Source organism: Clostridium sp. UBA5988 (assembly GCF_002435615.1).
GTDB classification, from domain to species: Bacteria; Bacillota; Clostridia; order Clostridiales; family Clostridiaceae; genus Clostridium_J; species Clostridium_J sulfidigenes.
In genome coordinates this window covers 1-23839 of record NZ_DJBA01000044.1, presented here as the reverse complement: position 1 = coordinate 23839, position 23839 = coordinate 1, and the positions used below count along the sequence as shown (strand labels likewise).

At 32.6% G+C, this 23839-nt stretch carries 16 protein-coding genes; 2 read left to right on the top strand and 14 right to left on the bottom strand.

The genetic code is table 11. The annotated features are described in order from the left end of the window. Positions 1-7: 7 nt before the first annotated feature. The 7 genes from B3J31_RS10985 to B3J31_RS10955 form a co-directional block, all read right to left on the bottom strand. Positions 8-1771 carry a FapA family protein gene (locus B3J31_RS10985; protein ID WP_346867716.1) on the bottom strand — a complete coding sequence of 588 codons (1764 nt, stop codon included), beginning with the start codon at positions 1769-1771 and terminating at the stop codon, positions 8-10. A 93-nt stretch (positions 1772-1864) separates the two neighbouring features. Beyond that, positions 1865-2686, bottom strand: coding sequence for an aminotransferase class IV (locus B3J31_RS10980; RefSeq protein WP_346867715.1), 822 nt, complete (start codon positions 2684-2686; stop codon positions 1865-1867). A gap of 2 nt (positions 2687-2688) precedes the next feature. Beyond that, positions 2689-3327 (bottom strand): HAD-IB family hydrolase, encoded by a 639-nt coding sequence (locus B3J31_RS10975; protein WP_346867714.1) that lies wholly within the window; start codon positions 3325-3327, stop codon positions 2689-2691. A gap of 136 nt (positions 3328-3463) precedes the next feature. Continuing rightward, positions 3464-3856 carry a DUF1292 domain-containing protein gene (locus tag B3J31_RS10970; protein ID WP_150845038.1) on the bottom strand — a complete coding sequence of 131 codons (393 nt, stop codon included), beginning with the start codon at positions 3854-3856 and terminating at the stop codon, positions 3464-3466. A gap of 173 nt (positions 3857-4029) precedes the next feature. Further along, entirely contained in the window at positions 4030-7542 is a 3513-nt protein-coding gene (nifJ, locus tag B3J31_RS10965) for a pyruvate:ferredoxin (flavodoxin) oxidoreductase (RefSeq protein ID WP_346873984.1), read from the bottom strand. A gap of 224 nt (positions 7543-7766) precedes the next feature. Beyond that, a complete protein-coding gene (locus tag B3J31_RS10960; RefSeq protein ID WP_346867713.1) occupies positions 7767-9167 on the bottom strand; it encodes an MBL fold metallo-hydrolase in 1401 nt (466 codons plus the stop codon). A gap of 285 nt (positions 9168-9452) precedes the next feature. Then, positions 9453-10526, bottom strand: coding sequence for an undecaprenyldiphospho-muramoylpentapeptide beta-N-acetylglucosaminyltransferase (locus tag B3J31_RS10955; protein ID WP_346867712.1), 1074 nt, complete (start codon positions 10524-10526; stop codon positions 9453-9455). 374 nt (positions 10527-10900) lie between these two features. Between B3J31_RS10955 and B3J31_RS10950 the strand changes: the two genes are divergently transcribed. Both B3J31_RS10950 and B3J31_RS10945 read left to right on the top strand, forming a co-directional pair. Beyond that, a complete protein-coding gene (locus tag B3J31_RS10950; protein WP_150845036.1) occupies positions 10901-11104 on the top strand; it encodes a small, acid-soluble spore protein, alpha/beta type in 204 nt (67 codons plus the stop codon). Between the two features lie 128 nt (positions 11105-11232). Continuing rightward, on the top strand, positions 11233-11424 hold the full coding sequence (locus B3J31_RS10945; RefSeq protein ID WP_150845035.1) for a small, acid-soluble spore protein, alpha/beta type: 192 nt from the start codon (positions 11233-11235) through the stop codon (positions 11422-11424). Between the two features lie 147 nt (positions 11425-11571). Here B3J31_RS10945 and recJ read toward each other — a convergent pair whose 3' ends face one another. The 7 genes from recJ to B3J31_RS10910 form a co-directional block, all read right to left on the bottom strand. Beyond that, positions 11572-13350, bottom strand: coding sequence for a single-stranded-DNA-specific exonuclease RecJ (recJ, locus tag B3J31_RS10940; protein WP_346867711.1), 1779 nt, complete (start codon positions 13348-13350; stop codon positions 11572-11574). Positions 13351-13365: 15 nt separating this feature from the next. Next, the gene (locus tag B3J31_RS10935; protein ID WP_150844285.1) at positions 13366-14685 is read right to left on the bottom strand and encodes an insulinase family protein; all 1320 of its coding nucleotides are present in this window, start codon (positions 14683-14685) and stop codon (positions 13366-13368) included. A gap of 21 nt (positions 14686-14706) precedes the next feature. Further along, the gene (locus tag B3J31_RS10930) at positions 14707-17622 is read right to left on the bottom strand and encodes a DNA topoisomerase IV subunit A (RefSeq protein ID WP_346867710.1); all 2916 of its coding nucleotides are present in this window, start codon (positions 17620-17622) and stop codon (positions 14707-14709) included. An 11-nt stretch (positions 17623-17633) separates the two neighbouring features. Continuing rightward, positions 17634-19589, bottom strand: coding sequence for a DNA topoisomerase IV subunit B (locus tag B3J31_RS10925; protein WP_346867709.1), 1956 nt, complete (start codon positions 19587-19589; stop codon positions 17634-17636). Between the two features lie 402 nt (positions 19590-19991). Continuing rightward, positions 19992-21026 (bottom strand): tRNA 2-selenouridine(34) synthase MnmH, encoded by a 1035-nt coding sequence (gene mnmH, locus B3J31_RS10920; protein ID WP_346867708.1) that lies wholly within the window; start codon positions 21024-21026, stop codon positions 19992-19994. Positions 21027-21207: 181 nt separating this feature from the next. Continuing rightward, positions 21208-22149 (bottom strand): alpha/beta hydrolase, encoded by a 942-nt coding sequence (locus B3J31_RS10915; RefSeq protein WP_346867707.1) that lies wholly within the window; start codon positions 22147-22149, stop codon positions 21208-21210. Between the two features lie 175 nt (positions 22150-22324). Then, on the bottom strand, positions 22325-23599 hold the full coding sequence (locus B3J31_RS10910) for a serine dehydratase subunit alpha family protein (RefSeq protein ID WP_346867706.1): 1275 nt from the start codon (positions 23597-23599) through the stop codon (positions 22325-22327). Positions 23600-23839 lie beyond the last annotated feature (240 nt).

Sequence of the window (23839 nt, the reverse complement as noted above, 5' to 3'; positions counted from 1 at the left end):
ACCCCTCCTAAATTTTAAACTTATCAACAATTAGTTCTCTATTTTTATCTATATATACATGAACATTTTTGCATGTTTCATCCATTATAGTTTCCATATTTCCAACTATAAACTTAGTATTTAAGTAAGCAACATCACAATAAATATGTCCTTCCTTACCTACTACTACCTCCGTCATAACCCCCGAAGGTGAACCTACTATCTTAGCCTTAATTTCACTTTCCGCCTTAACTTTTCCACCTCGAAGCTCACATTGACCGTCTCCTGTAAAATATATACCCTTTTCTGCATAAACATTGGATTTATAAACGCCTTTTCCATTTACTGCAAGGCTTCCAGAGCAAAATACTGTACAATCTTGAATATATCCTATTGTTGCATCTGAATTAATATCTTTCATAGCTTCTATGGCCTTTATTTTCTCTTCTGCCAAAGTCTTTACCTTAATCAGTTCCTCTGCATCACTTATTAACATATAGTTCTTATTAGCATATTTAATCTTTAATATTCTAAATAATTCATTGCTATTGTCATGAATCTCTGTCATGGTATTTAATACTTTATTGATCATCTTAGTTATTAAAGGATTTTTACTCCTTATAACAAGGTCTATAATATCACCATCTTTTATATTGGCCTTTAGTTCTCCACTTTTTTTAACAGCTATTACAGTCTTATACAAGCTATGAAAACTATCCACTATGGCAGATAACTCTTCTAAATATCCTTTAAACTCAGAGAACTCACTTCTAATCTTTATGGTAGATGAAATTGCACTACCAATAATTTGCATATCTCCCTCTGACCAAAGACTACACCTTACTGCATTTCCCTTTATAATTATGGCATTTCCTGATTTAACCTTCATACCCTCTTTAACATCAGCATTAATAATTACATCACCTATAAAATTAATATCTCCTGTAGTTATATCTACATCGCTAAGAACCTCATGAACATTATTAACTTGAAAAATGCATCCCTTTACTTGAGGTTTTCCCTCCATGGTGGATACTATGGTATCCTTATCCTTAAATTTACAACCTGATTTTACCATCATGTCCTTAACTTTTCTTTTTCTAGGTTGGATAGGCTGTGAAAATAAGTTTATACCTATAGTACCTTCTTTTCCTACAGTACGTTTTGCAAGAATATCATCTTTCTTCACACTTGTTATACTACCTATGGATTTAAAATCTACATTACCACTTTGGTCACTTTTGAATCCTTTATGGGCGCTGGTATCAAAATATACTTCTAATACATCATCTATAGGTTCAATAGGTTCCTTCCCTCTAGCAACTACAACATTTTCTATCTTGTCCATATTTTTTATGTCATCTAACATCTTATTATCAATTCCATAAACTATGTTCTTATCTTTAAGTTCTTTTATTATTTCATCCCTTGTATATTTAGGTGGAAACTTCTCTTCTTTTACCTTTGCATTTAAGGTAATCATAGGTGCTTCTGGTGTATCTTCTAAAGTGTAAATTACTTCCGGAATATAGTTAATTGATATACTAGCTATCATTTTATCTTCACTAATATTAATATTCAATTCCCTTATTGCCTTAGATTCATTAAAAATTATATCTATCTTACTTTCAGAGCTAACTCGAACTCTTTCTTTTACCTCTTGTTCATCTACAAATAAACTAACATCCTTGCCCTTTACAATAAAGGGACCTTCAGAATTATTTTCTTCATCAGTAATAATCAGTTTGCCATCAAGTACTTTTGCAGTTCCCCTTAATGTCTTATCTTCCACATTATCACCCCTAATACATAATACAGATCATTTCCTTCTAAAATACAAAAACAATACTATAATATATTATCGTATTGTTTTTGACATACTTTACTATTTACTTCTTTTATAATTCTTTAAGTTTCTTGTAATTAATTCTTCAAACTTATCTTTTATATCATAAATTCTTTGATAAATTTTATCATATTTTATAATACCTTCAACTTCATTTATAGGTAGCACCTTAGGAGAAGTTCCAGATATAAATAATCCATCTAAATTTTTTATATGTTCATAATGAATATTTTCTTCTCTTACCCTTAAGTCCAATTCCTCACAAGCCTTTATTATCTCGCTTCTAGTTATTCCTGGAAGTACCCCTTCTACTGGAGCTGTAATTATTTCATCACCTTTGATCATAAATATATTGGACTTGCTTCCCTCTGTAATATACCCTTTACTATTTACTAAAATAGCTTCATAACTAGAACTAGCATCTATTTTTTCATTAACTTTCCCCCTAAAGGAATTATCTATAACCTTGGCATTAGGATTATGTCTTTCTCCAAAATAAAGAATAGTCTTTACTCCATTACTATACATATCCTTAGTTGGATAAGAATGCTTTATAAAAAATATAAATAAGTTATCCTTATTTATTACAATCTTTAGATTACCATTTTCAACTCTATTTAGAGTTATTAACTTTCCTATGTACTCCTTAATCTTATCCATAGATATAAGTTCTTCTTTTTTTTCTAACTTTAAAGAATTTTCAAGTCTAGCTAAATGTTCATCTAAAAACAGAGGAGCCCCATCTATAACTCTAATAACTTCATATATGCACTTACCTTCCACCACATATATATCTTGAAATTCCTCCCTTTCATAAGCTTCATGATTTTTTATAAAGTAATCATTTATACAATTCTCCATAATTATCGCCACCTTAAAATCTCTAATTCATGATTCTTCTTATAATTTATTAAATATCCCTTACCCACTAACTTTAAAAGAGGTAAATCTGAAAGAGAATCAGAAAACATATAGGAATTCTTAAAATCCACTTCTATATTGTCTTTTTTTAGCTCCTCCATTAATCTTTTTACCTTTGCTTCACCCTTGCAATTTTCCCCTAAAATTTTAGGATTAAATTTTCCTTCATCAATATGAAACTTAGTTCCAATAACCTTATCTACTTCTTTTATACTGTAAAATTCATTAACATAAAACTCAGGAGAGGCAGAAATTAAATATATCTTATAACCCTTTTCCTTAAAGTCCTTAATAGCTTTAATTGCATCTTCATACAATATGCTCTCTATCTTTTCCTTATAAAAGCTTTTCACTAACTTCTTTAAGTCTTCCTCACTAGTTCCTGCTAAAAATCTTAAAAAATTCTCCTTAGTTCTTCCAGCATTATAAACCTTTAAACCATAAAAAATACCAGTTATTATATGTGATGGTAAATACCTAAGTAACTTTCTATCCTTCTTTAGCATGTATTTATATAATTCTATAGAAGTCTCCTTTTTAGTTAATGTATAATCAATATCAAATATAGCTAGTTTTTCCATGTGAAATTGACCTACTTTCATGTTATTTTAAGCCCGATAATCCATTCCATATCCTCCTTAATTATTATTTCCATAGGAGAATATGGACAACGTAGCATAAAAGCCGCTATATAAATAGCGGCTTTTAGAAGTTTAATTAGTTTTCACTATTTTCATTTGCAAGTAATTCTTCGTAATATGCTTTTGCTGCATCATACTCTGCATCTTCTGGTACAACAAGTTCTCCTACTTCATCATCACCAACTACTTTAAATAAGTATATTGAACCGTCATCTGGATTTTGTACTAAAGCATATTCATTTTCTTCAAATAAAAATCCATCAACTATTTCACATTGAGTTACATTTCCTTCTTCATCTTCTAACTCAACGAACATTGCTTCGTGCTCTCCGCAACCACAACCACATTCTTCGTGATCATGTTCATGGTCATGTCCTCCACAGCAGCATTCATGATTTTCTTGCTCATGTCCTCCACAGCATCCTGTTTCTTTTTTATCTTCATTATTTCCACAACAGTTATTTCCCATATTAATAGCCTCCTTAAATAATACTCCTCTTCATTGTACCCTTAATCTTCATATTTTAGAAGGGTTTTATAATATTTTAATACAAAGTTTTTATTTTCATCCAACAATTATCCTAATTTTGCATAAAGAAAAGGGCTGCCCCAAAACGGAGACAACCCTTAAATTATTTAAAACTATTGTTGAGCTGCAAGTTTTTTATAAGATTCTAATCTTTCTTTTGCATCTTGTTCAGTCTTAACAAATAATTCCTCAGCTACTTCTGGGAACATTTTTTGAAGTGATGCATATCTTACTTCGTTTAATAGGAAGTCTCTGAAAGATTCAGTTGGCTCTTTAGAATCTAAGCTAAATGGATTCTTACCTTCTTCTTTAAGAGCTGGGTTGAATCTATATAATCCCCAATATCCGCAAGCAACAGCTTTTTTAGATTCTAATTGAGTATTACCCATTCCAGTCTTAATTCCATGGTTGATACATGGAGCATAAGCTATGATTAAAGATGGACCTTTATATGCTTCTGCTTCTCTTATAGCTTTAAGAGTTTGAGCTTGGTCAGCTCCCATAGCTATTTGAGCAACATATACATAGCCATAGCTCATTGCCATCATTCCAAGGTCTTTCTTCTTAGTTCTCTTACCTGAAGCTGCAAATTTAGCAATTGCTGCAGTTGGAGTAGCTTTAGAAGATTGTCCACCAGTGTTAGAGTAAACTTCTGTATCAAATACAAATACATTTACATCTTCTCCTGATGCTAGAACGTGGTCAACACCGCCATATCCAATGTCGTATGCCCAACCGTCTCCACCAAAGATCCATTGAGATCTCTTAACGAAGAAGTCTTTGAATTTATACAACTCTTCCATTGTTTCGCAGCAAGTTTTGTTTGCTTCGATTAATGGAAGTACTTTCTTAGTAGCAGCTTTTGAAGCTTCTGCATTATCTTTATTCTCTAACCATTCATTTAAAGCAGCTTTTAACTCTTCATTACAATTTGTTGATACTGCTTTTTTAACTAAGTCAGTAAGTTTTTCTCTTTGGTGATTAGCACCTAAGAACATACCTAAACCGAACTCAGCGTTATCTTCAAATAATGAGTTAGCCCAAGCTGGTCCTTTGCCTTCTTGATTCTTAGTGTATGGAGTTGAAGGAGCACTTCCTCCCCAAATTGAAGAACATCCTGTAGCATTAGCTATCATCATTCTGTCTCCAAATAATTGAGTTATAAGCTTAGCATATGGAGTTTCTCCACAACCTGCACAAGCACCTGAGAACTCTAGAAGTGGAGTCTCAAATTGGCTACCTTTAACTGAAGCAACACCTAATGGATTTTCAGGTTTTTTCATTTTAACTGTGAAATTCCAAGGCTCTATTTGATCCTTTTGAGTATCAAGAGGTTTCATAACTAAAGCTTTTTGTTTAGCTGGACAAACTTGTGCACAGTTTCCGCAACCTGTACAATCTTGAACTGCTACAGACATTGTGAATTTTAAGCCTTTAAGTTGTCCGCCTTTAGCATCTGCAAGCTTAATAGCTGCTGGTGCATTAGCAAAATCTTCTTCTGTTCCAATAGAAGGTCTTATTGTAGCATGTGGACATACATAAGAACATTGGTTACATTGGATACAGTTTTCTGGAATCCATTGTGGTACGTTAACAGCTATTTCTCTCTTTTCATAAGCAGCTGTTCCATGGTCAAAAGTACCATCTTCTCTTCCTTCAAAAGCACTTACAGGAAGTTTGTCTCCTTCTTGTCTATTCATAACTTCAACGATGTTTTTGATGAAGTCAGGAGTATCCTTCTTACATTCATTTTTATCTTCTGCATTTTTCCAAGCTTCTGGAACGTTAACTTTAACTATAGCATTAACTCCAGCATCTATAGCATCGTTGTTCATTTTAACAACTTTTTCACCTTTTTTACCATAAGATGTTTGAACTGCATCTTTAAGGTATTTAATAGCTTCGTCTACTGGAATGATTTCAGCTAGTTTGAAGAAAGCAGCTTGACAAATCATGTTAATTCTTCCGCCAAGACCAATTTCTTGAGCAACTTTTACAGCATTTATTGTGTAGAAGTTTATGTTATGCTCAGCAATATATCTCTTCATTGATGCTGGTAAATGTTCTTCTAAATCTTTTTCATCCCAAATACAGTTTAATAGGAATGTACCACCATCTTTAATTCCAGCTAATACATCATAGCTATTTACATAAGATTGGTTATGACATCCAATGTAGTTAGCTTGGTTGATTAGGTATGGAGATTTAATCTCTTCTTTACCAAATCTTAAGTGAGACATTGTTACTCCACCAGATTTTTTAGAGTCATAAGCAAAGTATGCTTGAGCATACATATCTGTATGGTCTCCTATGATTTTTATAGCACTCTTATTAGCTCCAACTGTTCCGTCAGATCCTAATCCCCAGAATTTACACTCAACAGTTCCTTTAGGTGTAGTAGCTATAGTTCTTGTAATGTCTAGTGATGTATTTGTAACGTCATCAACTATTCCTATAGTGAATCCATTTTTAAGTTCTTCTTCTTTTAAGTGATCGAATACAGTAACTATTTGAGATGGAGTAGTATCTTTTGAACCTAATCCATATCTTCCACCAATAATAACTGGTCTTTCAGCTCTATCATAGAATGCATTTCTAACATCTTGATATAATGGCTCTCCAGCAGATCCTGGCTCTTTTGTTCTATCTAATACAGCAATCTTTTTAACTGTTGCTGGCATATGTTTAAAGAAGTGTTCTAATGAGAATGGTCTATATAAGTGAACCTTAACTAGTCCAACTTTTTCTCCCTGAGCTGTTAAGTAATCAACTGTTTCCTCAGCAACATCGCATACTGAACCCATTGCAACAATTACTCTATCTGCATCTGGTGCTCCATAGTAATTGAATAGGTGGTAATCAGTACCAATTTCTTTATTGATCATTTCCATATATTTTTCTACAACTCCTGGAATTGCATTGTAGAATGGGTTTGAAGCTTCTCTAGCTTGGAAGTATATATCAGGGTTTTGAGCTGTTCCTCTAGTTACAGGATTCTCTGGGTTTAAAGCACTTGCTCTATATGCATCTACTGCATCCCTATTTAAGAATTTTCCTAGAGTTTCATAGTCCCAAGTTTGAATTTTTTGTATTTCATGTGATGTTCTAAATCCATCGAAGAAATGTAAGAATGGAACTCTACCTTCAATAGATGCTAAGTGAGCTACTGGAGCAAGGTCCATAACTTCTTGAACGCTATTAGTAGCAAGTAAAGCAAAACCTGTTTGTCTTGTAGCCATAACGTCTTGATGATCTCCAAATATTGATAAAGCTTGTGCTGCTAATGCTCTAGCACTTACATGTAAAACACCTGGAAGTAATTCTCCAGCAATCTTGTACATGTTTGGAACCATAAGTAATAATCCTTGAGATGCTGTGAAAGTAGTTGTTAATGCACCTGCTTGTAGTGAACCGTGAACTGCTCCAGCTGCGCCTGCCTCTGATTGCATTTCCATTATCTTTAGCTTTTGTCCAAATACGTTTTCTCTGCCTTGTGCTGCCCACTCATCACAGTGTTCAGCCATTGGTGATGAAGGTGTAATTGGGTATATAGCTGCTACATCAGTATATGCATAGGCTACGTGAGCTGCGGCGGTGTTACCGTCCATAGTTTTCATTTTTCTCATTGTAAGCAACCCTCTTTCTTCTATAAATATTTTATTAGCAAACTCATAATCTTATTTTTTCTTTGTGAAAATGCTATCATGAATTCACTTATATTTAGCTATTTCTCTAAGACACATTAATGCCAAACTAAAGGTTTGGTAATGTTTAACATGACCTTACATTTAAATTATACCCTAATTTTATTAAAATTCAACCCTAAAAATTAACACACTTTGTTAAGTTTTTAATTAATTTCTAAGGGAAATTCATCCAAAAAATTCGGTATAACTACGGAATAATTTTCACTTTTTAATTTATTAGTGAAGGATTCAATATTTTTTCCTTCACCATGAACTAGAAATATTTTCTTAGGTTTTTCCTTCATACTACTTACCCAATTATATAATCCTGCCTTATCTGCATGACCTGAAAGTCCATTCATATAGTAAACTTTTCCTTTAACCTCAATATTCTCACCTTGGAGTTTAATTCTTTTATTTCCTTTTAACAATTTATTCCCAATGCTTTGGTTCCCTTGATAGGAGGTAATTAATACGCCACACTCTGGTCTAGGAAGATTATTTTTTAGATGATTAGCTATTCTCCCACCATCATAAACTCCTCCAGCTACAATAATTATAGATTTTGACTTAACCTCATAAACCTTCTCTCCATCATCACCATTTTCAACAAAATGCAGTCCTTTAAAGTTCAATGGATCATCACCTTTTTCTATAAGAGCCTTAGCTTTCTTATCAAAGTATTCTTCATACTTTCTAAATATTTTGGTAATTCCCGCTGCCAAAGGACTATCTATATATACATTACAGCCCTGCACCTGTCCACTTTCTATAAAACTATTTAGCATGTATATAATCTCCTGGGTTCTTCCTAAGGAAAAACAAGGAATTATTAAATTTCCATCACCCTCCATGATATCCTTTACAATTTCTAGGAGTTTTGCATAATTGTCTTTTTCTTCATGCATCTTATCTCCATAAGTACTTTCAAGGATTAAAAAATCTCCCTGGAGTTCTTTTTCTGGATTATTTAAAATATCTCTATTAATATTTCCTATATCTCCAGTATATATCAATTTAATCCAACTTTCACCACAATTTTTGATTAAAATTTCACATATTGCAGAACCTAATATATGACCTGCATCTCTAAAAGTAACTTTTATACCCTCTTCCAAAAGGATTTCCTCATTATATCCGTAGGTATAAAAATTTTTTAGAGCTAGTTCCACATCTTCTTCATCATATAGTGGACTTAAAGCTTTTACACCCTTACCATGTCTAGAAAGATTTTCAAAGTAAGTTTCCTCCTGTTGAATTCTAGCAGCATCCTTAAGTAAATACCCACATAATTCCTTAGTAGGCTCAGTGCAAATTACCTTCCCTTGAAATCCTAACTTAAAGAAAAGAGGTATCCTACCACTATGATCCACATGACTATGAGATAATACAATATAATCAATTTCCTTAGGATCTACATTCAATATATCATTACTATAAGACTTTAAATCATTACTTTGAAATAAACCACAATCTAAAAGTATTTTTTTATCATTAACAGTAAGTAAATGACTTGATCCTGTAACACACTTAGTAGCTCCTAAGAACTTTAATTTTATCTCCATTGAAACTTCTCCTATCTTTCCTATGTTTAATATATTTACTATTATTCACTAATACCCTAGGATTTTATGTATGGAGCCTTTACTATATAAAAATATCCCTATATAACTATTTATATAGGGAAAATTTTATATATTTAACTATAAAACTATTTAACTAGTTAACTAGTTGTTGTCATAGTGCGGGTTTCAGGGTTTTTCCTTGTATATACTATAGTAATTTATATATAAATATAGAGCATGTACTTTAATATTATTGTTAGTACATGCTCTACATTAATTTTATTTTTATTTTCTTTTGCAGCTTTCAATTAGATCTATTATTTTTCCAAGGCTGTCCCTTTGTTTGCTTTTGCTCATGTTTTTAATATACGTTTCTTTATCTCTATTAACTTCCTCAATAGCTTCTAAAAGAGTCAATGCATTTAAATTTTCTTCCTCTATAACTTTACTATATCCTGATTTATTAAAAGACTTAGCATTTAAAATTTGATCCCCTCTGCTTGCCTTAGCTGATAGTGGTATTAAAATATTAGGTTTCTTTAAAGCTAAAAGCTCAAATATAGTATTAGACCCTGCTCTAGAAACTACTATATCTGCCAATTGCATTAAATCTGATAACTGTTCTTTAATATAATCAAACTGAGCGTATCCCTCAACTACATTTAAACTCTTATCTAAATTACCTTTTCCACATAGATGTATTACATTAAAAGTTTTAAGTAGGTCCTGTAACGCTTCTCTTACACATTCATTTATAATTCTTGAACCTAAGCTACCACCAGTAACTAAAATTACAGGCTTATCATCTTTAAATTTACAAAATTCCTTAGCCTTTGTTTTACTGCCCTTAAATAGTTCACTTCTAATTGGTGAACCTGTAAGTACAGCTTTCTTTTTATTAACATGATCCATAGCCTCTTCAAAGGTAACACAAATCTTTGTTGCATAGGGCATGGATATTTTATTTGCTAGACCAGGTGTAATATCTGACTCATGTATTATAATTGGAATTTTATTAAAATAAGCTCCTAACACCACTGGAACTGATACAAATCCTCCCTTTGAAAAAACTATGGCTGGTTTTTCTTTTTTTATAATTGACTTTGCTTCAAAAACCCCTTTAATAACCTTAAAAGGATCTGTAAAGTTCTTTACATCAAAATATCTTCTTAACTTACCACTAGAAATACTATGATATTTAATTTTTTCTGCTTCTATAAGTTTTCTTTCTATTCCATGTTCAGTACCTATATACTGTATTTCATATCCTAGCTCCTTTAGCTTGGGCACAAGTGCGATATTGGGAGTTACATGTCCAGCTGTTCCTCCACCTGTCATAATGATTTTTTTGTTACTCAATTTAAAGTCCTCCTAAAATTACCTAGTAAAAGCTTTAATAGCTTTAAAATATTTAAAATAAAAATATCTAAGCCTTAGACGAGTATATGTAATCTCGCTAAAGCTAAAAATAATGTTATTACTATATAGATTTTATAGATTTTTATTATAATATGTTTTTTTATTATATTAGATATATTATGCTCCTTATTAAGTTATGCCACATATGAAGACAAATGTAAATATAAAATATGAATTTTATATTAAAAAACCATTGAATATATACATAAAAAGGTAATTGCTCATAATCTTTCATATGTTACCACCCATTCTCTTAAATAATCTTCTTATATCCGGGTACAATACTATTATCAAAACAAAGGAGGTGAAAATACATGTCAAACAATAATAATAATTCTAATCAACCAGCAGTACCTCAAGCTAAAGCAGGTTTAAACAAATTTAAAATGGAGGCTGCTCAAGAAGTAGGAGTTAATCTTAAAGAAGGATATAACGGAGACCTAACTTCTAGAGAAGCTGGATCAGTTGGTGGTCAAATGGTTAAAAAAATGGTTGAAGCTTATGAAAAAAATCTTTAATCAAACATTTGTAAGTAGCATGTGGTAAGTTTATTATTTAAGAAGTTAGCAAAATTTGTTTAAATAATAAGAGTTTCACTTTAATATGTTTGTTGACTTCTACTAATTTATTGGAGGAGGAATATAAAATGACAAGCAAAAGTAGATTATTAGTACCAGAAGCTAAAGCAGGTTTAGACAGATTTAAGATGGAAGCAGCTCAAGAAGTTGGAGTTAACCTAAAAGAAGGATACAACGGTGATTTAACTTCTAGAGAAGCTGGATCAATCGGCGGACAAATGGTTAAAAAAATGGTTGAATCTTACGAAAGAAATTTATAGGATATATTAATATCTAAATAAATTATTTAATAGTAAGTAAACCCTAAATAGGAGATGCACCTTATAGGTGCATCTCTTTATTAGTTCAAGACATCTTTAGAAAATAAATAAGCCATATTGACTGTATATTTCACTTATTATTTATTTTCAGATGCTTAATTTTATATCTTTAAGTTTTAATTGCACACTTCTTCTTCCCATATATTCATTTATATCTGGCTGAAATAGTATATTTAGAAATAGACCCTTTGGTCTTATATACCCATTTCCAACATCTCCATATTCATCACCAAAGATATTTTTTAAGATCTCAATAACTTCATCTCTTTTATTGAAATATAAACCATCTATCAGATTATTAGTACCATCCACATTAAATCTAAATTTAACATGCTGATATTCACTGCCTAAAAATCTTATATCTGCCACTAAAACTCTATTAGCCTTTAGAATTGGCGTTGGGTTCCCCTTTCCAAAGGGTTCTAATAACTTAAATTCTTGTACAACCTGTTCTGTTACATAGTTTAATTTTATGGGAGAATCTACTCTCATTTTAGAAGCAAGATCCTCCTCACTTAAATTACAGTTTTCATTTAATAATTGTCTAAACTTTGAAATATTTTTTTCTTCAATGGAAAGTCCTGCCGCCATTGGGTGTCCACCAAACTTGCTTAGTATATCCTTACATTTTAGCATTTCTTCAAACATATTATATTCTTCAATGGATCTACCTGAACCCTTTGGCATATCTTTTCCCTGGGTTAAAACAAAGGTTGGCTTCCCATACTTTTCCTTAACTCTTCCTGCTACAATTCCTGCAATACTCTCATGGATATGCTGGTTATATACTACAAGGACTCTATCATTTATCAAAGAAGACCCTTCTATGTCAGCACAAACTTGTTCCACACTTTCTGTGGTAAGATCTTGCCTTTCCTTATTAAGATTAAAAACCTTTGTAGCTATATCCATAGCCTGATCCATATCTTCACAAAGTAGTAGATCTAAGGATAGCTCAGCAGTTTCTAGCCTTCCTGTAGCATTGATACAAGGACCAATGTTAAAGCCTACATTATAACAAGTTACCTCATCCTTTATATCAATTATATGTTTTAAAGCTTTTATTCCTAAATTTCTTGTATTAGAAAGTATCTTTAGCCCTTCCTTTGCAATGATTCTATTTTCATCCATCAAATCTACCACATCACATATAGTGCCAATGGCAGCTAATTCTAGAAGATCATCGGTATTTTTATCCTTCATATTCATAGCTCCATATAAAGCTAAAGAAAACTTATAAGCCACACCGGCTCCACATAAAAGTTTAAAGGGATAATTACAATCCTCCTGCTTAGGGTTTATTAGGGCATCACTACTTGGAATTACCATCCTTCTTTCTCCATCTATCTCCTCAAAGGGAAGTTCATGGTGATCTGTGATAATAACCTTTAAGCCAAGTTCCTTAGCTCTTTTTACCTCTTCTATAGCAGAAATCCCATTATCGCAACTTATTATAAGATTAAAGCCTTCCTCTGCTATGGTCTCTATTCTAGAAATACTCATACCATAGCCTTCATTTTCCCTATGGGGTATATGATAAGCTACTATTCCACCACAGTTTTTTATAGCCTTATAAAGAATTGCAGTACTAGTAACTCCGTCTGCGTCATAATCTCCGTAGACCATAATTTTTTCCTTATTATTTATAGCCTCCACCATAATCTCTATGGCCTTATCCATATCTTTCATAAGATAAGGGTTATATAGCTTATTCAAAGAAGAATTTAAAAATTCATCTGCCTTTTCCTTAGTATCTATTCCTCTATTCATAAGCACCCTAAGAGTAATAGGAGTAACCTTTATATCCTTAAGTAGCTCCTTTAAAACCTCCATAGAGCACTGACTATCTTTCCAAACAGTATTCACCAAATCACCTTACCTTTAATTCCTTATGATTCCTAATGTTTCCTTAACAAATACCTTATTTATCACACTAAGGATTTCTTCTTCTGTGCAATTACTTAGGTTATAAAACTCATTTAAAAGTAATTCTCCACCACTGTGCATTATTTCATAGACAGCTAGGTGCATAGATAAAACTATGGATTTCTCTAGAGCTAGCATTCTCTTTAAATTTTGACTTTTTATATATTTTTTAAAGAAATCTTCAGTGAATATGCCCTTTAAAGTTTTTACTTTATCAATGTTTTCTTTAATTATCGCCCTAACTAAAGGAGTATTCTCCTTAGAGGTAGATAAAGTTATGGTATATAGTTTTATTCCCTTTTCTCCCTTAACCTTCCCTTGAATATCATATACTAATCCTCTCTTAGTCCTGATTTCATCATAGAGCAAGGAGCTAGTTCCCCCTGCAAAATATTCATTAAATAATTGAAGTAAGGTAACTTCCCTTTCACTTAGGTTGTGAATGGGAAATATATATTGAACCTTGCATCCATTAATGGAGAGATTCTCTTCAATAAACACTCCAGCCTTGGGATTCTCGTAAAGGGAAAGAGTATTCTCTTTTTGACTTTCCTTTGACGAAACTCTTTCAGAGCTCCTTTGGGTGAAGGATGGTTTTAACCCTTCCATGGCTGCTATTTCACAGGTGTTATGTGTTAATAAAGGTTTTGCATTTTTCAAGGATGCTATTTCACCTTCAATAATTTCAATAACCTCACTTAGGTCTAAAGCTGTTACTACAGAAATTACACAGTTATCTAGGGTGTAAAACTTCTCATGATACTCCCTTATCTCTTCTAAGGTTATACCCTTTATAGTTTCTTCTCTGCCTATGATTAACTCCTTTATTCTTCTTTTTTCAAAGGTTTTATAGAATAAAAAATCTTCACAGTGCTGAACTACATCATCACTCCACTCCTTAAGCTCCTCTATGATAACTGCCATTTCTTCCTTAAAACCTTCTTCTCTAAAGGCTGGATTAAATACTATATCAAAATATATAGTAAAGGCATTTTTAAAATCTTCCTTTAAGGAGCTTCCATAATAAACTACATAGGGATAATTAGTCATAGCATTATGAAATCCTAGGTACTCATTGCATATCTCATTAATTTCCTTCTCACTTTTACTATGGGTACCCTTAAACACCATGTGTTCTACAGCATGGGCAATGCCCAGATTATTAGAATTTTCCCTATTAGCTCCTGCTTCTAACCCTATGGTAAAAGAAGTTATATTTCCTGGAACTCTTTCATAAAGCAATTTAACTCCATGTTTTAAAAAAATCTTATCCATGTTACCCCCACTTTAATTATATTACTTAATTAGCTCTACCTTTTCTATAAAGTCATCATCCATAAATACAATGACATTTTTACCTCTACCAGCTCTATTCTGAATTGGTAAGGCTCCTAAATCCACTATGTTCTCTTGACCATTCTGGGTAGTTATTTTTAGGTTTTCTTCAAATAAGTCTACACATAATTCATTATTTTTATTTGAAATAGCCCCACTTCTTGCCTTTGCAAAGATAACTTTATCATCATCCTTTAAGCTAATTCCCATAACTCCAGTGGCATTTTTACCCATGACATTTATAGCTTCTAAATCAAATTTAAGGCACATACCCTTTCTTGTGAAGAGTAATCCTTCTCCTTTGTCAGCTTCAACCTCTACTTTAATTAGCTTATCCTCCGGAGTCTTAAATTTATATGCTGAGATATTAGTAAAATCACCAGTGAATTCTTCTATACTAGTTTTCTTTACTACACCCTTTTCAGTAAAGAAGTAGAAATTTTCTTTAGAGCTTCCTCCATTATCCACAGATATTATTGCAATCACTGGATCCTTAGAATTATAACCTTCAAATAGTTTTTCCAGTTCAATACCTTTTTTATCTATGTTTTGTATCATTAGGGCTGACATTTTAAATAACTCTCCACCAGCTGTAAATAGGAATAACTCACCATTAGAGTTTGATGTAGTTATAACGGGTTCTCCACTTCTTCTACTGGAGGTTTTTAAAATTCCCTTTTTATTAACGGTTATATAGAACTCTTTATAGTTAAATTCATCTACATAACTACACTGAGTTATCCTATCTCCATGGGTTAAATTAACTATAGGTTTTCCAACTATACCTCTATCCACTGGCTCAACCTTAGGCTCCTGTGCAATGAAGTTTAATCCCTTAGCAGTAGTTATTTCAATAAATCTTTCTTCTCTATCTTTATCTACTAATTCAGCACTTATGAGTTCTTCATCCTTTTTAATCTTAATACCTTGAAGTCTTGAGTTATTAGTAATAAACTTGCTAAGTTCGGTTTTCTTGATAAAACCTCTAGAGGTTACAAGGAGCACATCCTTAGTAATGGAGAAATCCTGTACTACAAAGGCGTTTACTATGTGTTCCTTATCTAAATCTAGAGTTCTAATAAATCTTTGAATTCTCTCACCCTTGTCTCTCCACTTAAACTCAATTAAATTTGCAACCTTACATTGATACATATTTCCCTGATTTGTAAAGATACATAGGGTATCTCTAGTATTACATTCAAAGAAGAATCTATTAAAGTCTCCTTCTCTATATTCTATATCCTCAGTATTTTGTGTAGTTCTAATAAAGGATTTTAAAGCAGTTCTCTTAACATATCCATCCTTAGACATGGTTACTACCACATCTTCCTCTACTATAAGTTCTTCTAACTGAATATTAGCATCACTATCATCTTCTAAAATAGTAGTTCTCCTTGGATCATCATATTTTTCCTTAACCTCTAGAAGCTCCTTTTTAATAACTTTAATAAGCTCCTTTTCACTACTTAATACCTTCTTAAGTCCCTTAATCTTAGTCTCTAATTCCTTATGTTCCTTTTGGAATATCTTAATTTCAAGGCCTGTAAGTCTATAAAGCATCAACTCTAAAATAGCCTCTGCTTGAGGGTTAGTAAATCCAAATTTGCTTATTAAATTTTCTCCTGCATCCTTTTTAGATTTAGATGCCCTTATAGTCTTAATTATTTCATCCATGATTCCAATGGCTTTAATAAAGCCTTCTACAATATGGAATCTCTTTTCTGCTATTTCTAGTTCTCTTTTTGTTCTTCTTGTAACAACTTCCTTTTGATGTTCTATATAATATTTAATTATAGTCCTAAGTCCCATGGTTCTAGGCTTTCCACCAGCTAAAGCCACCATATTAAAGGATATATTACATTGAAGCTCCGTTTTCTTAAATAGATATTTAAGGACTCTATCCGCCGTTTCCTCTGTAGTATTTTTCTTAAATTCTACAACGGCTCTGATACCATTTCTATCAGATTCATCTCTAATATCCGCAATGGCTTCCACTGCTTTGCTATGCTTTTTATCCCCTGTTAAATCTGAGATGGCTTGAAGGAGCTTAGCCTTATTTTTTCTATAAGGAAACTCTGAAATAACAAGACCAAGTCTACCATTATCCAAGGTTTCAAAATGAGTTTTAGCTCTTAAAACCACTTTTCCTTCCCCAGTTTCATAGGCAGCCACTAAAGAATCCTTTCCCATTAGTATTCCACCAGTAGGTAAATCCGGTCCCTTTATGTATTCCATAAGTTCTCTAGTGGTTATTTCCTCATTATCTGCATAGGCAATGGCTCCATCAATAACCTCTCCTAAGTTATGGGGTGGAATATTGGTAGCCAATCCTACAGCAATTCCAAAGGCTCCGTTAACTAAAAGATTTGGATATTTTGCAGGTAAAACTGTAGGTTCTTTTTCTGTATCAGAGTAGTTATCCATCATATCAACTACATCTTTATCTATATCTTTAAGCATTTCTAAGGCAATTCCAGATAGTCTAGCTTCTGTATAACGCATGGCAGCTGCACTATCTCCATCTATAGATCCCCAGTTTCCATGGCCGTCTATAAGGGGTTTTCTTGTGGTAAAATCCTGAGATAAAATTACCATGGCATCATAAACTGATGTATCTCCATGGGGATGGTACTTACCTAGAATATCTCCTACTATTCTGGCAGACTTATAATATGGCTTATCTGGGAATGCCTTAAGCATATAAGCTCCATATAAAATTCTTCTATGAACAGGCTTTAGTCCATCCCTTACGTCTGGAAGAGCTCTATCCTTTGATACTTCTACAGCATAGGGAAGATAGTTCTCTGGCATAGCCTCATCTATAGAAACATCTATAATATTATTATCTATTGGAATTGGTTCTTTTTTCTTTGCCATTGTAACACCTCCTAAAATTCACCGTGATTGTACATATAATTTCTTCTTGGCTCTACCACATCTCCCATGAACAAGGAAATCATCTTTTCAGCCTTAGTAGCATCCTCAATGGTAACCCTTTGAAGAGTTCTTGTAGCTGGATTTAATGTAGTATCCCAAAGTTGGTCTGCATTCATCTCTCCTAACCCTTTGTACCTTTGAATCAATGCACCCTTACCAATTTCCTTCTTAGCCTTATCTAGCTCTTCATCATTATAAACGTACTTACTAACCTCACCATTTTTAGTCATCTTATAAACCTTATAAAGAGGTGGTAATGCAATAAATAAATTTCCATTTTGAATAAGTTGTCTCATATATCTATAAACATAAGTCATCCAAAGGGTTCTGATATGATATCCATCCACATCGGCATCACTTAGTATAATTATCTTTCCATACTTTAATTCCTCTGGTTTAAAGTTTTCTAAAACTCCAGTTCCTATGGCAGTATTAAAGATTCTAAGCTCTTCACTAGCAAGAACATTTTCTAGTTTTTGTTTTTCCGTATTCATAATCTTACCCTTAGAAGGCATTATGGTTTGGAATCGTCTATCCCTTGCTTGTTTTGCAGAACCTCCCGCAGAATCTCCCTCCACCACTATAAACTCAGTAAATTCTCTGTCTTTCAAAGTACAGACAGCTATTTTTCCTGCCAGTGGTGCAGTACCATTTCCTATCTTTTTCTTCTCTGCTTCATTAATTTTTTTAATTTTCTCTCTTCTAGCTGCAGCTGAAATGGCATTATTAATAATTACAGTAGCTAGTTCTTTATTATCCTCTATCCATTCACCTAGCTTAGTATAGGCAAGGTCATTCATTGCAGAATAGGCCTCAACATTTCCTAGCTTAGTTTTAGTTTGACCCTCAAAGACCGGATTGGTAATTCTCACCTTTACAATGGCAGTCATACCTTCTCTAATATCGTCCCCTTCAAAGTCCTTATCCTTTTCCTTTAAAAGATTTAGCTTCTTACTACCTTCTTTAAAGGCTCTAGTCATACCAGTCTTAAATCCTGTTTCATGGGTACCAGCTTCTTTGGTGGGAATATTATTTACATAGCTAGCAATATGCTCTGCAGTAGAATCTGTGAACTGTATGCATATCTCTCCTGATACCATAAGTCCATTAATTTCTCTTTCTCCTTGAAAAATTATTGGCTCCTTGTGAAGAACAGTTTTACTTTCATTTAAATAATCTATAAAGTCTAAAAGGCCTCTCTCTGAATGATATATCTTTTCTACTACTTCATCTTTCCTTGTATCTCTTAGGATTAAGGTTATGCCTTTATTTTGAAAGGATAGCTCCTTTAATCTTTCATCAATTATTTCAAACTTATAATCTATGTTTCCGAAAACTTCACCATCTGCTAAAAAAGTTACTTTAGTACCAGTTTCATTAGACTTTCCTACAATCTTCAAAGGTGTAGCTGGGGTTCCCGGCATGTCCCTTTTAAGTTCTTTGTCATATCCATAGTGAAATTTTTGCAGATAAATATTTCCTTTTTGTTTAACTTCTACCTCTAGCCACTTAGATAGAGCATTTACAACAGCAGCTCCAACTCCATGAAGTCCTCCTGAGGTCTTATAGTTATTATTATTGAATTTACCTCCTGTGTGAAGTTCTGTATAAACCATCTCCACCCCAGATTTATTTTTAACAGGATGTATTCCTGTAGGTATTCCTCTTCCATTATCTTCTATAGTAACAGTTTTATCCTTATTTAAAGTAACTATTATCCTATCTCCAAATCCATTGGCAACTTCATCAATAGAGTTATCTAGTATTTCCCATATACAATGGTGCAGACCCTTAGTACCCGTTGAGCCAATGTACATTCCAGGCCTAACCCTTACTGGCTCTAATTTCTCAAGAGATGTGAGATCTGTAACTTCATAAGTACCTCTATTATTCTCCTTTTGCGCCATATTATCCCTCCTTAAAAGTTGAGTTACATTTGTTATTGTATAACTTTATTCCAAAGGAGTAAAGTTTTTTCTTGAAATTCCAAAACAAATGTTCTTATTTTTGCGGTATTTTTTTATTTTTTTATAATTATTTTAAAAAATTTAGAATTCTATTCCTTTAATGAACTGCAAAGTTTTGTATTTAAATTATAGTAAAATTAAAATTTCATATGAAAAAGCCTATAATTACTGTTCTACTAGGTTTTCGTAAAATATTTATTAATCTTATATGGAATGTATAGCCTGCGCTTTAATATTATTGTTAGGGAATAATATTAGTACATGCTATACGTTCATTTAGATTAGTTTATTTTACGAAAGTCCCATAAACATTAATTATAAGCTTTACTTAATATACATATTTTATTCTTCACATTTTAAATTATCTATAAAGCTTTTTAATTCTTCTACTCCTTCATCTATGGAGTTTATCATAAGCTTTTTGTCATATTCATACTTATCAGAGCTGTGAGTATATAGTGGGTCATAGTACTTTACCATAAGGTCTTTAACCACTTCCTCATACTGATCATTATTAACCATATCACAATATATTTCTATGTTTTTTTCACTGATGTGCTTCTTTAATCTTCTTAGTGCATCACAAATTTCTTCATTACAGCTATTGTTTTTAGTGTACTCATCAATTATTATCTTACTTCTAAAATCTATTGGAGCATCTACAAATATGTGAAGTCCCTTTTTCATATCAGAATGTATATATTCAGGAATTAAAACCCTTCCTATCCTTCTACTTTCTGCTTCAATGAATACATATTTACCCTTAACAGCCTTTAATTCCTCGTAGATATTAGATTCAAACTGCTTTTGACTAGTACCATCACCAAGGCCTACAGCACCTAATATGGAGCCTCTATGATTAGCACAGCCTTCTAAATCCAATACATCATATCCATCAGCTCTAAGTTTTTTTAAAATCTCAGTTTTTCCAACTCCTGTATTACCATGAAGTACTATATAGGTAACTTTTTCATTAACCTTAGGTAACTCCTGATTTATGAAGGCTCTATAGCCTTTATAACCATCCTTGATTCTGCTAACTCTCATGCCAAGAGCACCTAAAAGATCTGTAATAGATGCGCTTCTCATGCCACCTCTAGCACAAAATAATACTACATTTTTATGTTGTTTTTCAAGGTCATGAATTTTATCATATATATAAGGTAGTTTTTTAGATACTGTCTCTACCCCTAATTTCTTTGCTTCCTCAGTACTTTTTCTAGTATATATGGTTCCAATAATTGCTCTTTCTTCATCATTGAAAAGAGGAATACTTACTGCACCGTTAATAGTAGCCTCATTAAATTCTCCTGTACTTCTCACATCAACAAGGACATAGTCTCCAGTTAGATCTTTATATTCTATGGTTTTTGACATAATCATTCCTCCAAATTAAGTAACATCTTTCCATAAGAAGTCATTTGTTTTACAATGGCAAAACTTCCTATAATTTTCTCGTAAACAACACTTGCAAACCATAGTAAATTCAAATAACTACAACTCTATCTATTCTATATTGTAATGATTAATATGTCAAACTAGCGATAATCCTACTAATCTAATTATCCCCTTTAACCCAGCTATTTAAACACGCCTTAATATCTTCTGTAACCATATCCCTATTTATTTCATTTAATATTTCATGTCTTCCACCTTCATATAGTTTATAACTTAAATTTTTAATACCTAAACTTTTAAAAGTATCAACTAGAGATAATATTCCCTTGCCATAGTTTCCTACTGGGTCCTTATCACCACTAAACATGGTTATAGATAAGTTTTTTGGTATGCCGGCAAGATTGTCCTTTTTATGTATAGCCTTCATTCCCTTTAAAAAATCATAGAAAAAGGATACTGGAAACACTCCTCCACAATAGGGGTCTAGAATATATTTTTCTACTTCCTCCTCGTCCCTACTTAACCAATCATATTTAGTTTTTTGATTCTCTACTAGCTTATTATAATTTCCAAAGCCCAAATCATCCATTAATCTTCCACTAGCTCTTCTACCTCTAAGATTCATTATAACTTTTGATAAAAATATTCCCATATTCATTGAAGCATTAGGTTTACCACCGGTTCCAGATAAAATTACACCCTTAACGGTGTCTCCATATATCTCCATATACCTTTGAGCTATGAAAGACCCCATACTGTGACTAAAAATATAAACATCTAGTGATGGGTTTTCTTCTTTTATAAAATTATTTATTTCACGTTGATCATGAACCATGTCATGGAATCCATCATTATCGCTAATATATCCTAAATCACTTAGGCTTTCTGCAGATTTTCCATGACCTCTATGGTCATCAGCATAAACTATAAAACCATCCTTAACTAATTCCTTTGCAAATCTATCATATCTGCTACCATATTCAGCCATACCATGGATAAGTTGTATAACTCCTTTAGGTTTAACACCTTCATCTAGCTCCCATTTGTATAAATAAATCTCTTTTCCATCTCGCATTTTTAACTTCATTTCTTTATATGTCATAATATACCCCACCCAAAATATTTTATTTAAATAATTTTCAAATAATTCCCTTATAATAAATTATATATAAATTTTTTTCGGCTGACAACAGTTCACTAAAAAAATCGGTATGATAATTGCTAAGCAACACATACCGATACACAAAGGATAAAAAAATCAATTTATTTATTTTTATTTACTTACACATCATTAAATTAAGGATAACTCTATCTGCATCAGCCATTCCAACTACCCCTAAATCTGCCATGTTCTTTATAGTTCTCTCCACATCCTCATGAACAATTCCATCATGAGATGAAACTTCTACCCCTTCCAATGCAAGGGCTGCGCATAGTACTGATGTACCTACTGCTGTAGAAATTTTTAGAGCACATCCTGGCTTTGCTCCATCACAGACCATACCAGAAACGTCTGCCACCATATTTTTTATAGCTTTATTTATAGCACATAGTTCTCCTCCTAGCATATAAACAATGGCACAACTAGCTCCAATTGAAGCTGCAACTCCACATCCACATAGAGCTGAAAGTCGTCCTATAAAGCTTTTTACGTGAATAGTTATAAGATCACTAAGGGCTACAGCTCTAACTAAAATTTCATCACTAACTTCTAGTTTTTCTGCCGCTGCAATTACAGGTAAAGTAGCGGTCAAGCCTTGGTTTCCACTACCTGCTGTACTCATTACTGGCAGTGTACATCCATCCATTCTTGCATCAACACCTGCAGCAGTTAATCCCATAGCATAGGTTTGAAGTGAATCTGCAAACATCTTACTGTTCTTTCCATCTAATAGAATTTTTCCTGCTTTAAGTCCATATTCTTCTTTTCTTCCGGCCTCTGAAACTCTACGATTCATCTCTATACCTTCCATTAAGAACTCTATATCCTCATAGGGTACGGTTTTTATGAATTCATATATACCTTTAACAGATAGCTGTTCCTCGTTTCCATTATTCTCTGTAGCTACAGTTTTAACCTCTTCGATTTCAAACAATATCTCTTCATTTCTAGTAATTAATACTATATTGTTATGTTTATTTTTTATTATTACAGAAGAGCTGTCATGGCCCTTATGTCCAATAACCTCTACATAAAGTTTTTCCGGTGCTTTAGTAAGGTCTATTGTAACCTTACCTTCTGCTAAATATTCCTTTGATTTTTCAATATCTGATTTAGTAACATCCTTTAAAACCTCTAATCCAGCCTCTGCATTGCCACCAATAGCTCCAAGAGCTGCTGCAATATTTAAACCAACCATTCCTGTACCAGGTATCCCTACTCCCATACCATTTTTTAGAATATTACAGCTAACAAGAACCGTAACCCTATCTGGAACTCCTCCTAAAGCTTGACTACATTTCGCCGTTGCAAGGGCTAGAGCTATGGGCTCTGTACATCCTAAGGCTGGTATAACTTCTCTTTTAAGAATATTTATGTATGTATTTTTCATTATTAACATCCTTCCTTAATAGACTGTTTTTAATTTAACAGTTCTTTAATTTAAATAGTACATTAATATTTAGGCTCTGTTGAAATTAAGTAATGGTTTACATTTCATGATGAACTTATTCATTAGGTTTTAAAGTTATTTAACATACTAATTATATCAAAAAGAGGGCTTTATTTCAATATTATTAGGCTCTGTAGTTGATTAAAGTGATAAATTTAGGAGAGAATTTATATGAACATT